Annotated in this window: 14 protein-coding genes; 11 read left to right on the forward strand and 3 right to left on the reverse strand. The window is 71.2% G+C overall.

Translation table 11 applies throughout. The annotated features are described in order from the left end of the window. Window positions 1-7: 7 nt before the first annotated feature. Genes CLV43_RS33075 through CLV43_RS33085 form a run of 3 tightly spaced genes read right to left on the reverse strand, consistent with a single transcriptional unit; the run spans window position 8 to window position 2,582 of the window. Window positions 8-736: a carbohydrate-binding protein gene (locus tag CLV43_RS33075; RefSeq protein WP_106192196.1), complete on the reverse strand. Its 729-nt coding sequence runs from the start codon at window positions 734-736 to the stop codon at window positions 8-10. A gap of 5 nt (window positions 737-741) precedes the next feature. Further along, window positions 742-1,401 carry a LuxR C-terminal-related transcriptional regulator gene (locus CLV43_RS33080; protein WP_106192198.1) on the reverse strand — a complete coding sequence of 220 codons (660 nt, stop codon included), beginning with the start codon at window positions 1,399-1,401 and terminating at the stop codon, window positions 742-744. Beyond that, window positions 1,398-2,582 (reverse strand): sensor histidine kinase, encoded by a 1,185-nt coding sequence (locus CLV43_RS33085; protein WP_106192199.1) that lies wholly within the window; start codon window positions 2,580-2,582, stop codon window positions 1,398-1,400. Before CLV43_RS33085 ends, CLV43_RS33080 begins: the two co-directional genes overlap by 4 nt. A 273-nt stretch (window positions 2,583-2,855) precedes the next feature. Between CLV43_RS33085 and CLV43_RS33090 the strand changes: the two genes are divergently transcribed. From CLV43_RS33090 to CLV43_RS33140, 11 genes are all read left to right on the forward strand, one after another. Further along, window positions 2,856-3,083, forward strand: coding sequence for a hypothetical protein (locus tag CLV43_RS33090; RefSeq protein WP_106192201.1), 228 nt, complete (start codon window positions 2,856-2,858; stop codon window positions 3,081-3,083). 37 nt (window positions 3,084-3,120) lie between these two features. Continuing rightward, window positions 3,121-3,561 (forward strand): hypothetical protein, encoded by a 441-nt coding sequence (locus tag CLV43_RS33095; protein ID WP_106192202.1) that lies wholly within the window; start codon window positions 3,121-3,123, stop codon window positions 3,559-3,561. A gap of 344 nt (window positions 3,562-3,905) precedes the next feature. Further along, window positions 3,906-5,477, forward strand: a complete 1,572-nt coding sequence (locus CLV43_RS33100; RefSeq protein ID WP_106192204.1) for a class I SAM-dependent methyltransferase — start codon at window positions 3,906-3,908, stop codon at window positions 5,475-5,477. Between the two features lies 1 nt (window position 5,478). Further along, on the forward strand, window positions 5,479-6,549 hold the full coding sequence (locus tag CLV43_RS33105) for a type III polyketide synthase (RefSeq protein ID WP_106192206.1): 1,071 nt from the start codon (window positions 5,479-5,481) through the stop codon (window positions 6,547-6,549). A 28-nt stretch (window positions 6,550-6,577) separates the two neighbouring features. Further along, on the forward strand, window positions 6,578-7,303 hold the full coding sequence (locus CLV43_RS33110; RefSeq protein WP_106192207.1) for a class I SAM-dependent methyltransferase: 726 nt from the start codon (window positions 6,578-6,580) through the stop codon (window positions 7,301-7,303). A gap of 557 nt (window positions 7,304-7,860) precedes the next feature. Further along, window positions 7,861-8,535, forward strand: coding sequence for a restriction endonuclease (locus CLV43_RS33115; RefSeq protein WP_106192209.1), 675 nt, complete (start codon window positions 7,861-7,863; stop codon window positions 8,533-8,535). 136 nt (window positions 8,536-8,671) lie between these two features. After that, a complete protein-coding gene (locus CLV43_RS33120; protein WP_211304673.1) occupies window positions 8,672-8,968 on the forward strand; it encodes an SHOCT domain-containing protein in 297 nt (98 codons plus the stop codon). A gap of 173 nt (window positions 8,969-9,141) precedes the next feature. Next, a complete protein-coding gene (locus CLV43_RS33125; RefSeq protein ID WP_106192213.1) occupies window positions 9,142-9,513 on the forward strand; it encodes a histone-like nucleoid-structuring protein Lsr2 in 372 nt (123 codons plus the stop codon). A 130-nt stretch (window positions 9,514-9,643) separates the two neighbouring features. Beyond that, complete coding sequence (locus CLV43_RS33130; protein ID WP_106192214.1) at window positions 9,644-10,471, forward strand: extensin family protein; 828 nt, start codon at window positions 9,644-9,646, stop codon at window positions 10,469-10,471. Between the two features lie 158 nt (window positions 10,472-10,629). Further along, window positions 10,630-11,577, forward strand: coding sequence for a pentapeptide repeat-containing protein (locus CLV43_RS33135; protein WP_146174990.1), 948 nt, complete (start codon window positions 10,630-10,632; stop codon window positions 11,575-11,577). Window positions 11,578-12,038: 461 nt separating this feature from the next. Then, window positions 12,039-12,485 (forward strand): anthrone oxygenase family protein, encoded by a 447-nt coding sequence (locus tag CLV43_RS33140; RefSeq protein WP_106192218.1) that lies wholly within the window; start codon window positions 12,039-12,041, stop codon window positions 12,483-12,485. Window positions 12,486-12,870: the final 385 nt, after the last annotated feature.

Below are 12,870 nucleotides of genomic sequence, written 5' to 3' on the forward strand. Positions count from 1 at the left end.
TCCGACGTCAGCTCAGCACGACCTCGTTGATGTCCGGCGCGGAGCCGGTGTCGTTGAAGAACTTGATCCAGCTGTCCCCGGCGGGCACGAACACCTCGACCGACGTGGTCGCCGGGATCAGCAGGCTCGCGGCACCGGCCAGCCGCCGGGTCTGCGGGGTGCCGTCGTTGACCGCGACCATGAGCGTCCGCTGCTCCTCGGTCTCGTAGACGATGGTCAGGGTGCGGGTGCCCGCCGCGGGCACCCCGGCGACGCGGACGGCGAGGATGTTCGGACCGCCGATGTAGCCCACCCGGCTGCCGCCGCGGCAGCTCGCGCACTCGATGACACGGGCGCCGGTGCGGATGTTCGCGGGATCGGCCGCGTGCACGGTGGTGCTCGGGAACGCGGGCGGCGGGGACGAGGTCACCGGCTCCGGCGGGTCGGCCCCCGTCGTCCCGGCGGGCGGGGCCGCGGACACGGTGACAACGGGCGGGGTCGCATCGGGTTGGGTGGCACCGGGTCGGGTGGCCGGAACGGACGGGATGACGGCGGAAGGCGTTGCCGCGGAAGGGGATCCGGTGGACGGGGGAGCGGCGGACGGAGGTGGTAGCGCCACCGGAGGGTCCGGTACGACCAGCGGTGGCACGAGCACCGCGGTCGCGGTGATCCCGACGGCGAGCACCGTCCACCCCAGCCGCCGCAGCACCACCCGGCGGTCCACGACGCCCTTCCGGTCCGACACGTCCTCGTCCACCCCGCCTACCGCCTGCTCGTCCAGCGCAGGGCGGCCTCGGTGCGGTTGCCCACGCGCAGCTTCGTGAAGGCGTGGTGCAGGTGGTTCTTCACCGTCTTCTCGGTGAGCACCAGCCTGCGGGCGATGGCCGCGTTGGACAGCCCTTCCGCCACCAGCCCCAGGACGTCCTCCTCGCGCCGCGTCAGTCCCAACCGGATCCGGTCCTGCCGCTGCCACTCCAGCTGTTCGTGCCGGGCCCGCTCGCGGTCCGCCTGCTCGCGCACGGCCGTGACGGCCACGGCGGCCGCCGGTGCGGAGAGCCAGCTCTGTCCACATGCGACGGCCAGCACCGCCCGCAGCAGCTCGTCGGGGTCGAACTCGCCGTGCACCAGGTAACCGCGCGCGCCACCGCGCAGCATCCCGCCCACCAGGCCGGGATCGGCGTCGCTGGTCAGCACGAGCACGGCGGTGTACCGGCACAGCTCGCCGAGCACCGACAGCCCGTCCGCGACCGGCATGCGGTGGTCCAGCAGGGTCACGGCGGGACGCAGCCGCCGCGCCAGGGTCAGCCCCTGCCGACCGTCCCCGGCCTCGGCCACGACCCGCGCGGAGTCGGTGCTGTCGAGGAAACCGCGGAGCGCGGCCCGCACGATCGGGTTGTCGTCGACGACCAGGACGTCGATCACGAAGCCATCCGAACCGGACGGACGACGGGCACCGACACCTCGACCGTCGTGCCGCGGCCCGGCGTCGACGTCACGTCCAGCACACCACCCGCGTAGCGGGCGCGTTCGGCCATGCCCACGACGCCGAAGTGGTCGCCCGCGGTGAGGGCCGAGAGGTCGCCGGGGACCCGGAAGCCGTCGCCGTCGTCGTGCACGCGCAGGCGGAGCCGGTCGGTCTGGGCGAGGGTGACCGCGATCCGCCGCGGGTGGCCGTGCCGCACGGCGTTGCGCAGCGCCTCGTCGAGGATGCGGCTCAACTCGTAGCGCACGTCGGCGGGCGGGTCCACCGGTGCGGCGGTGAGGGTGACGGCCACCCCGGACAACTCGGCGCAGTGCAGGCAGATCCGCCGCAACGTGGCCGCGAAGTCCTGGTCGGGGGCGTCGAGCCGTAGGCCGGTCAGCAGCTCGCGCGCCTCGCGGGCGGCCGCCATCGCGCCCTGCGACACCGTGCCCGCCAACTGCTCGGCGAGCTCGGGGTGCCTGCGCAACGAGGACGGCAGCGCGAGCGCGGCGAACGAGACGCCGCGCAGGGTCTTGCCGACCGAGTCGTGCAGCTCGCGCGCCAGCCTGGCCCGCTCCGAGGCGGCCGCCGAGCGCTGGGCCGAGGCGACCACGTCCACGGACAGGTCGACGTAGCGCACGAGCGCGCCGGTGGCGACCGCGGCCGCGACCCCGGCGAGCACGTCCATCGGCGGGAAGGCCAGGGGGAACACGGCGACGTGCGGACTCGGGGTGCCGGTCCGGAGCAGGTGGGCGGCCACGGAGTAGCCGAGCGCGGCGTGCGGGACCCAGAGCGCCAGCCCGCGCATGCCGAGCACCACACCGCCGAGCGCGCAGGCCCCGGCGGCGAAGCAGAAGAACGCCACACCGCCCCGCGCGGCGACCAGGACACCCAGCACGACGACCGAGTCCGCCAGGACCACGGGCACCGGGCGCCGCACCACCTCGGGACGGCGGGCGAGGACCACGAGCCCGGTGGCCGTGGAGACCACGACGACGACGGCGACGGCGAGCGCGGTCCGCGGGTCGGGGAGCACCCGGAGCCCGACACCGGCGGCCGTCAGGGTGAGCGCGGCCCGGCCGAGCAGCACGGCGCGGCCCAGGGCGGCCGCGGCTACGACCCGGTTGGCGGGGAGAGCCACGCGCCTACCACCTCCCGCCACTCCACATGACCACGTCGTCAAGGCGCCAGCACTGAGCGTGACAGCACTGTAGCGCAAAACGACCGTCTGAGAGAGCGCTCTCTTGGCTCGCCGGCGCGACCGTGTGGGTCGGCGCCTGCGGCCCGCTCGCGGTGCAACCGGTCAGGAATCGAGAAGCACCCCTGCCGCGGCCGCACCTAGCTTGATCTCGGACAGAGCACCGTCGCCGCCCCGGCACGACGCCGTGGGCCGCACGTCTCGAAGGAGATCGTCGTGAACTGGAACAAGCGGGTCAGGCAGGTCCACCGCTGGCTGTCGGTCATCTTCACGGTGACCGTCGTCGCCACCTTCGTCGCACTGGCGCAGGCGGAACCGCTGGTCTGGGTGTCCTACCTGCCGTTGCTCCCCCTGGCCCTGCTGCTGCTCACCGGTCTGTACCTGTTCGTGCTGCCCTACACGGCGAAGCGGCGCGGTCGGCGCCCCGCCGCCGGACAGGCCTGACCCGCGCCCGCGACGCCGCGCAGGCTAGTTTGCGGGGGTGAGTCTCCTCGATGATGTGGCCGAACGCGACGGCTGGCGCTGCTGGGTGTGCGACGAACCGGTGGACCCCGACATGTCGGTGAACGACCCGCGGGGGCCCAGCGTCGACGCCCGGACCGCCGACCGGAAGGCGAAGGTCGCCGAACGGCTCGCGCACCGCGGGTGCAACACGCGCAAGGGCGCGGTCAAGGTGGTCATCGCCTGGCCGGACCGCCTGCACGTGGTCGAGCCCGCGCCGCTGATCACCGTCGCCGGGCGGCTGGAGCGCAAGGGTGGCCGCGAGATGGTGGCCCGCTGCCCGACCCGGCAGGACGCAGACGAGGCGGCGGAGTGGTTGGTGGACCGGTTCTCCCGGCTCGCACCGGGGTTGCCGGTGACCGCGAACGTCGAGCCGGGCGGCGGCCAGTTCCTCGTCGTCCTGGCCACCGGGCGCCGCTGACCCACCTGCCCGCGGGTGTCCGTCGCGCGACGGGCACCCGTCGTTCTCGCTCTTGGCGAGCAGTCCCTGGATCTCCACGATCCTCTGCCGGGACTTCGGCTCGGCCACCACTACGGGTCACCGGTGTGACAAGTCGGGTGCATTCCTTGCGGCGCATCGGAATCCGTCCCGACTTTGGGGGCGCGGCCCGTCGCCAGGTGCACGGCGGCATCTCTTCGCCACCTGGTGGTTGTGGCCCATCCGAATGCTTGTGACCCGTCACCGGGTGCCCCTAACGTGGGGTTCGCCGACCGCTTCCCCGGTGCTGACCGGAAACGGGAGGGGGAGCGCGAGAAGGAGAACCTGTGCGCGATCTCGACGTGGGCACCCCTTCGACAGGTCACCTCGACACCGCCGCCGAGACCTTGCGGGCCATCGCCGCACCCGGTCGGCACGACTTCCACCCCGAGCTGTTCGACCGGCTGCTGTCGGAGGTCTGGTCCGAGGGGACCGTGTCCCCGGCGACCGTCGACGTCGCGGTGGTCATGCGCGACCTGCTGCCGACCGCGGCGGCGGCGTGGCGGCCCTGGTTGGTGCTCGCGCTCGGCGCGTTCGTCGAGGGGAGCGCGCCGGACCCGGCCGTGCAGGACGCCGTCCGGTCCGCTGTCGCGGCCGGGTACGACGGGTACCGGGCACTGCTGAGCGGGCTGGGGCCCGACGACCACGCGACCAGGTTGGCGCTGCTGTACCTGCTGGCGCACTTCCCGCCTGGCGACGGGCTGGTCGACGAGCTGACGTCGTCCCCGCTGGTGTCCGCGCAGGACGCGACGCGGGTGGCCCGGTGCGCCGGGGATCCGCCGGACGAGTCCCGGTTCCCGCTCGGCAGGTGCTGGCCGTCACCGGCCCTCTGGGTGCTGGAGGAGCACGAGCGCCGGGTCGACCGGGAGTGGCGGGCGAACCTCGCGCTGTCCGAGGAGGAGCGCGACGGGATCCGCGAGCTGGAGACCACGGCGATCATGGCGTTCCTCGGTGCGCAGGCGGAGAACGCCGCCCACCGCGAGTCCGCCGGCGATCCCGCTGTGGATCCCGTTGTCGAGCCACCGCAGCGCGTTCCCGACACGTCGACCGCGGAGACGACGGGCGGCCACGACACCGTGTTCTGCTGCCCGCGCTGCCGCGGACCGCTGGACCTGGCCACCCGCTCCGAATGCCCCGGCTGCGGTGGGAGGTACGCCGTCGACGACCCGGTCGTCGACTTCCTGCCGGACGCGGAACCGCGCACGGCGGGGTTGGGACTGCTGTTCCTCCAGGATCCCTTGCACGTGGCCAGGTACGAGTTCCTCCGCCCGAACTTCGTCGCGCTCATGGCGGCGAACTGGACGGGCGGGATCGACTTCGAGCAGGAACGCGACTACCTCCGCGACCACGTCCGCCCGGTGGACGGGCCGGTGTTCGACGTCGCGTGCGGCTCCGGCCGGTGGACACGGCCGCTGGCCGACCGGTTCGGCGCCCACCGGGTCGTCGGCATCGACATCAGCCGGGCGATGGTCGCCCGGTTCCACGCCGCGAACCCCGGCATGCGGATCGGCCGCGCGAGCGCGACCGGCCTGCCCGTCGCCACCGCGTCGGCGGGAGCGGTCAACTGCTGGAACGCGCTCCAGCTGTTCGAAGATCCGTGGGCGGCTCTCGCGGAGATGGCCCGCGTCCTGCGACCGGGGGGCTCGTTGACCCTGCTGACCTTCCGGACGGCGGCCCGCCCGCTGCAGAGGCACTTCCAGCGGCGGCACGAGCTCGCGTTCACCGTGTCGTCGTTCGACCAGGACGCGCTGACGACGGGGCTGACCGGCCTGGGGTTCGAGGTCGTCGACACCTGGACCCCGAACAACTACCTCTTCCTCACGGCCCGCCGCCTGCCGCGCACCGCTTCGGAGACCTGAGGTGGCGGTGCTGTGCCGTCCCGCGGTAGCCGTTCCCGAGCACGTCGTCACCCTGGAGGAAACCCTTGCCCTGGCCCGCGCCGAACACCGCGGCCACCCGCGGCTGGCGTTGGCGCTGCGGCTGATCGAGAGCACCGGTGTGCGCACGCGGCACATCATCCGACCCGTCTCGCGGACGCTCGTGCAGGCGGGAATCGGTGCCAGGCACCAGGTCTACGTCGCCGAGGCGAAGGCGCGGATCCCGGCCGTGGTCGAGGAGGCGCTCGACAACGCGGGCGTCGAGGCCCGTGACATCGGCATGATCGTCTACGTGAGCTGCACCGGGTTCACGATGCCGTCCATGACGGCGTGGATGATCGACGCCCTGGGTTTCCGGCCGGACACCAGGCAGCTGCCGATCGCGCAGCTGGGGTGCGCGGCGGGTGCCGCCGCGATCAACCGCGCGCACGACTTCTGCGACGCGCGGCCGAGTGCGAACGTGCTCGTCGTCGCGTGCGAGTTCTGCTCGTTGTGCTACCAGCCGACCGACGACGACGTCGGCGACATCCTGTGCGCGGGGCTGTTCGCCGACGCCGTGGGCGCGGTGGTCGTCCGCGGCGAGGGCGGTCTGGGGATCCGGTTGGAGCGCAACGCCTCCCACCTCGTTCCGGGGACCGAGGACTGGATCTCCTACTCGGTCGACGACACCGGGTTCCACTTCCGGCTGGACCGGCGGGTGCCGGGGACCATGGCGCCGGTGGCGCCCGCCCTGCGGGGACTGGTGGAACGGCAGCACTGGGACGTCTCGGCTCTCGACTTCTACGTCGTGCACGCGGGCGGTCCGCGCATCCTCGAAGACCTCCAACGCCTGCTGGACGTGCCGAGGACCGCGTTCCGGCACAGCTGGGCCACGTTGGCCGAACGCGGGAACATCGCGAGCGTGGTCGTGCTCGACGTGCTGCGGCGCCTGTTCGAGGAGGACTCCCTGCCCGAGGCCGCGCGCGGCGTGATCGCCGCGTTCGGTCCCGGCATCACCGCCGAGATGTCCGTCGGCACGTGGCGGTCACGGGACCCGTGGCCCGCCGCCGGGTGACACCCGGCCCCCGAGGAAGGACGGCACGATGTCGACCAGGTCCGACGGCGAGGTCTTCCTGACCAACGCCGAGTTCGACGCCCTCTACGCCCGCGTCGAGGTGTCCGACCTCTCCCTCGACCTGCCCGTGTGGGAGCTGCCCGGCCCGCGCGAGGCGGTGGTGCGCTGGCACGACGCCGGGGTGGTGACGGGACACGTGCTGGACGCCGGCTGCGGCAGCGGCTCCAACGCCGTGTGGCTGGCCGCGCACGGCCACCCGATCACCGGCTTCGACGCCTCACCGAACGCGCTGAGGATCGCCCGCACCCGCGCAGCCGGCCTCCCGGCCCAGTTCCTGCTCGCCGACGCGCTCACCCTCGACCTGCCCGACCGCTACGACACGATCCTCGACTCCACCCTCTACCACTGCCTGCCCTTCGCCGACCGCCAGACCTACCTGCGCGGCCTCGGCACCGTCAGCCGCCCCGCCGCCCGCCTGCTCATGATCTGCGTCTCCGACTCCCTCCCACCCACCCTGCCCGGCCCCGCCCGCATCACCCGGACCGAACTGCAAGCCACCCTCCCGCCCGCAGGCTGGACCATCACCGACATCACCCCGAGCTCCATCCCCGTCTCCTTCACACTGGACCTGCTCCGCTCGGTCTGCGAAACCACCGGCCTCCCCGAACCGACAGGGGACGAGGTGGAGTTCGACAACGGCCTCGCCCTGTTTCCGACGTGGGAGGTCGTGGCGGAACGCCGCGAGCTTGGGTGACGCGGGGTTCGAGTTGTCCGCGCACGACTTCGTGGAAGGCGCTTTCCGCTCGGGCGGTACTGCTTGTTGCTGATTCCGACGTGCTGTGCGTTCTCGGGGCGGTCAGCAGTGGATGTGTGGTGCCGGTTCCACCGGATCGCCGTGTCGCGCTATCGCGTAGTGCGCGTTGCCGAGCTGCACGGTATTTCGGCTGGTCGTATGCGATCGAACGCGGACCAACCGCGCCTGAGCAGTTCGTTGATCCGCTGCTTGCCCCTGTCGACAGGGGTAAGACTCGTTTCCGGCCTTTGCCCAGTCGTCTTGGCATTTGGGAGTAGTTCGGACCCGGCGACCATGTGGCAGGTTCGTCGACCGCCCGATAGGGAGAGTTCGGATCCTGTCCCGCTGCTCATCGATCCACGATAGCGGTGTCTCCGGTCGGGATGCGGGGATCGTTGGGTCAAGGGATCCATCGTATTCCTCGCGGTCTCGACTCGATTTCGTTCTGGATCACGTTCGTTGTGGCCTGGTGTCGTGGTACTTCCGGCGGGCATCCTGGATGGCGTCGAGGGGGAGGGATGGCTGCGCAACCACGCAACCGCAAAAAGAGGAACGGCAAGAAGAAGAGACGTGGCAAAGGGCAGAATCGTGTGCCGCCGGTCGTGGTGATTGCCGGTGGGGTCGTGGTGTGGCTTCTGGTGGGGTTCGTCCGGGCACATCCGGTGTTGTCCGCGCTGATCGCCGCGGCGCTGGCAGCGATCGTGCTGGCAGGGGTGGTGGTGTGGCTGCGTGCGCGTCGCCATGAGGAGATGCTCCAGGCTGAGCGGGATCGTGCCATCGAAGTCACCGACGGCATGCGAGGAGTGGACTTCGAGCGGTGGACGGCTCGGCTGCTGCGCAGGTCTGGATGCGTCGACGTCCGTGTCGTGGGTGGCGCGGGCGACGCCGGTGCGGACGTGCTCGCCGCGACGCCGGATGGTCGCCGGATCGTGGTGCAGTGCAAGCGCTACGGCGAGAAGAACGTCGGGACCGGTGCCGTGCAGATGTTCGCGGGCACCGACCGGCTGTACCACGGGTCCGACATCTCGTTGATCGTGACGACTTCGGGGTTCACGTCCGATGCTCGGAGGGTTGCGGCGAAGGTGGGCATCGTCCTCGTCGACCGCCCCGTCCTGGCCGAGTGGGCACGCACGAACACGGCGCCGATTCCCCTGGCCCGCAATGGGTTCGACTACCGGACGCGCTCGGGTTGAGCCGATGCTTCGGCAGGTCGCTGTCCGGCTGATGGGGCGTGACGCGGGCCCCGATCTTGTCAATCGGCCGTGTGCCCAGTTGTCGGGCACTTACGATCCGGTAGGTGGTGGGGCTGAAGGGGGAGAAGCCGTGAGCATGGCCGATGAGCTGGGGAAGTTGGACCGGCTGCGTCAGTCGGGGGCGTTGTCCGAGGCGGAGTTCGCGGCGGCGAAGCGGGCGCTGTTGCAGCCGGCGGTGGCGCCTGTCAGGGATGACTCGATCGGGCGGGCCGCGAACCGGTACGTGAGTTTCCAGATGGTGGCGGGGGTTGTCGGGCTGGTTCTGTTCCTGGTGTTCCTGTTCGCCGTGATCGTGCCGGCGATGGACTCGGTGAACAACCCGGTGGTCCCCCAGTTCCCCGGTTTCGAGCAGGGGCCGGTTCCGCTGCGCTAGTCGGCGCGGCTGTCTGTAGCGAAACCGCGACGTGGTCCGGACACGATCGGGACATGAGCTTCCGATCATGGTCGCCATGCCGGACGGCAGGGGTGTCGTACTTCGGGCACTTGGTGTCCGGCACGTCTTCGGTGGCAGAGGTCGCCGGTGCTGGGCTGCCGAATGGACAACTGATGGCGCGTCGTGTGGTTGTGCTGGTCGTGGACGATCTCGACGGGGGAGCGGCGGACGAGACGGTGGAGTTCGGGCTGGACGGCGTCGAGTACCGGATCGACCTGTCGACGGGCAACGCCGCGAGGCTCCGGTTCGCGTTGGCGGAGTTCATCCGGCACGCCCGGCGCACCGGAAACGCGCACCGAAGGCCTGCCGCGGCACAGACGGCGGCCGCGGAGCAGGAGCGGAACCGGCGGATCCGGTCGTGGGCGCGGGAAGCCGGGCTGGTGGTCCTCGAGCGCGGGCGCATCCCGGCGGAGGTCACCGCGAGGTTCCGCGCGGCGCAGGCGGACGGGCGGGGTCGCCGCGGCGCCTGGGGGCCCGACCGGTAAAGGAAAAGGAAAGCCGCAGGTCAGGTGCGATTCCCCGAGGTGGGCATGATCCATAGGCTCCCGCCTGCCGGTTGGCGAGACAGGCCCTTCCCCCTGTCCCCGCCGGTCATGGACACGGAGGAGTACTGGGGTGTTCGAGAAGAACCTTTCGAGGCGGGGCTTCGTCACGGGTGCGGCGGCCGTCGCCGGTCTGGCCGGTCTGTCCGCGGTGGCGCCGGGGCTGGCGGGTGCCGATCCCAAGATCGGCGACCAGCACGTCGAGTCCGAGTTCGCGCCCGCGGTCGGCGCGCAGGCGGCGCTGATCACGTTCCAGAAGATCGACGGCACGCCCGTGTACTACTGGCGCTCCAACCGGGGCAACACCACCGCCCGCAACTGGCAGGCCACCCAGGCGTTCTACGACGCCCTCGTCACGTGGATCCGCGACCTGCGGTCGTTGTCGTCGAGCTACGGGTCGATCAGCTACATCGTGTCCGCGGGCTTCTACGTCGACAAGGACGGGCAGCACGGCGCGGGTACCGCGATGGACCTCGACCACGTGCGCTGGTCCGGCGGCAACACGATCTCGCCGCTCGACCAGGCCCACGCGTCGGGCACCGCCGCGACCCGCAAGCGCTACCTGGCGACGGAGGCCGTGTGCCGCCGCAGGTTCCGCTACGTGCTCGACGGTTGGTACAACGCCGACCACCACGACCACATCCACTCCGACTTCGGCGGCATGCCGGTCCGCGTGCTCAAGGACTCCGAGGCCGACACCAAGTTCGTCCAGGCCACCTGCAACAACTTCCGCGCCGCGGGTTTGGACATCGACGGCATCTGGGGCCCGAAGACGCAGAGCGCCTTCGACGGCCTCAAGTCGGCGCTGGCCGTGTCCGGTGACCCGCACACCACGACGTCGGTGTGGCAGGGCATGTTGTCGAAGATCGCGACCAAGGGCTTCGCGAACCAGAACATCTGACCGGCGGCCGCCGATTCCCTTGCCAGGCCGGGGTTTCGCGACCGGGCGGCCCGGACGTCGTCGATGCCGTCAGCCGGCATCAGCGCCTCCGGGCCGCCCGCGCCGATCTTGTGGTGAAGCGGCCCCGGTCGGGGGTGGCCGCGATCTAGGATCCCGCTGTGCTCCCAACGAGTCGCCGTCGTGCCGAGACCGCCGCGCTGTGGCCGATCACGAGGCACATCGCCGCGGTGGTCCTGATCGGCCTCGCCGTGTTCACCGTCGCGGCCGTCCTGTTGTGGCTGGCACTGGGCCAGCCCGCCGCGCCGAGCCCGGACATCAGGCTGAACGTCGTCAAGATCGCGCTGTCGGTCGTGGCGGGCGTCGGTGGTGTCGTGGCGCTGGTGGTCGCCTACCGCAAGCAGCGGATCGACGAGGTGGCCGAGGCGCGCGCGTACGTCAAGGTCCTGAACGAGCGGTTCGCGACCGCCTGCTCGCAGATCGGCCACGAGCGGCCGACCATCCGGCTCGCGGGCGTCTACGCCATGGCCAGCCTCGCCGACGAGTGGGTCGAGCAGCGCCAGGTGTGCATCGAGGTGCTGTGCGCGTACCTGCGCATCCCGTACGAGCCCGCGATGGACTCGCCCTGGCTGCACGACGAGGAGTCCGAGGTGCGCCTGTCGGTCACGAGCGTGATCAGCGACCACCTCCGTCCCGGCGCGCCGGTCAGCTGGCAGGGCCACGACTTCAACCTGGTCCGGGCGGTGCTGCGCGCGGCGGACTTCGCGGGGATCCAGGTGAGCGGCGGCCGGTTCCTGCTCAGCCTGGCGCGGTTCCCGATCGGCCGGGCGGACTTCGACGGGATGCGCGTCAGCGGCGGTGAGGTCTGGTTCGGCGGCGCCGAGTTCGCCGGCGGGACGGTGAGCTTCGACAACGCCGAGTTCAGCGGTGGCCGCGTCCGGTTCGAGGGCGCCGAGTTCACCGGCGGTGAGGTGACCTTCCGCGGCGCGCGGTTCACCGGCGGGGAGGTGGACCTCTCCGAGGTCGACACCGACCACTACACCGCGCCTCCCGTGTTCGACCCGTGGCAGACCCCACCGCCGGGGCTTCGCCTCCCCGACGTCCGGTAGGGCAGCCGACCCCATGTCGGCCGCGTGGTGCCGAGGACGGACCACGACGGGAGTTGGCCGTTGTGGCTGTTGAGGTTGTGGACCGCGAGTCGAGTTGACCAAGCGGGGACCTCCGGGCGAAGTGGATGTGTCCGACGCACCCGATCCGCAGCGGTATCCGCCACGGACGTCCCCACTCCGGCGACCTGCCGCACATCGAGGTCAAGGAACCGGGCCGGATACCCGCCGGCGGCCGGCGGATGCACGGCGGCGGCATCGGCTACGACCACCCGTCCGGGGCCACGACTGCAACACCCGACGAGCCACAGCACCCTCGGTGGCCGACCACCGATCAGCCGACTGGTCGCCCAAGCGTCAACGACATCACGAGCCATGTGCGCTAGCGGCGCTAGACTTGCGAGCGGTAGCGGTGCTAGCGTCGCCCCATCATCTAGCGATGCTAGATCCTGGGAGGGTTAGTCATGGTCACCGCACTTGAGGTCGTCACCACCGTGGTCGTCGGTGTGATGGTGGGGGTGGAGTTTGCCGTCGCCTTCGTCGTCAACCGGATCCTCGACGCGCTGCCCGAGGACAGCGGCCAGCTCGGCCGTGCCCACGGGGGGCGGATGCTCGGTGCCGTCATGCCGTTCTGGTACATCGGCTCGCTGGTCCTGTGCGCGGTCTGGGCCGTCGCGGGATGGGGGCGTCCCGGTGTCGGGCTCGTCGTCGTCGCCGCCGGGCTGCTGGTCGTGAGCGTGGTCATGTCGGTGCTGCTGCTCGTCCCGATCAACAACCGGAGCAAGACCTGGACCCCGGAGAACCGGCCCGCGGACTGGAAGGAGCAGGGGGACCGCTGGGACCGCTTCCACCACGTCCGGGTCGCCGTGATCGTCGCCGCCTTCGCCTTGCTGGCCACCGCTCTCGCGTGAAGCCGCACTTCGACCATTCGCCCGTGGTGGTCATCGGTGGATGAGCCGGCCGGAGTAGTGCGACTGGTCGTGGTGCCGTGTGGACCCGCGGCGCTGTCGGCCGTGACGGTTTCCGGTCGGCATTTTCACAGATGCGGTGTCGCCGGTCTTCCGGTCCTGGAATCCCTGTCGTCATTTCCTCGGGTAAGACGGCAATCGGCCGTGATGTGAAGCGGAGGTGAAGTTCCCCATTGCGTGCACATGCAGGAAAGTTGTCGGGATGTGTTGGCATGAATTCGCCGTTCCGTGAGGTGGATGTGCGGCTTCGTGCGACTTGGGGAAGTTCTCTGAACTGCGCGTGAGCTCCTTGCGCACGCCTGCGTCGGGGGACGTCGAAACCGCTGCT

Origin of the sequence: Umezawaea tangerina (assembly GCF_003002815.1) — a bacterium.
Lineage (GTDB): Bacteria > Actinomycetota > Actinomycetes > Mycobacteriales > Pseudonocardiaceae > Umezawaea > Umezawaea tangerina.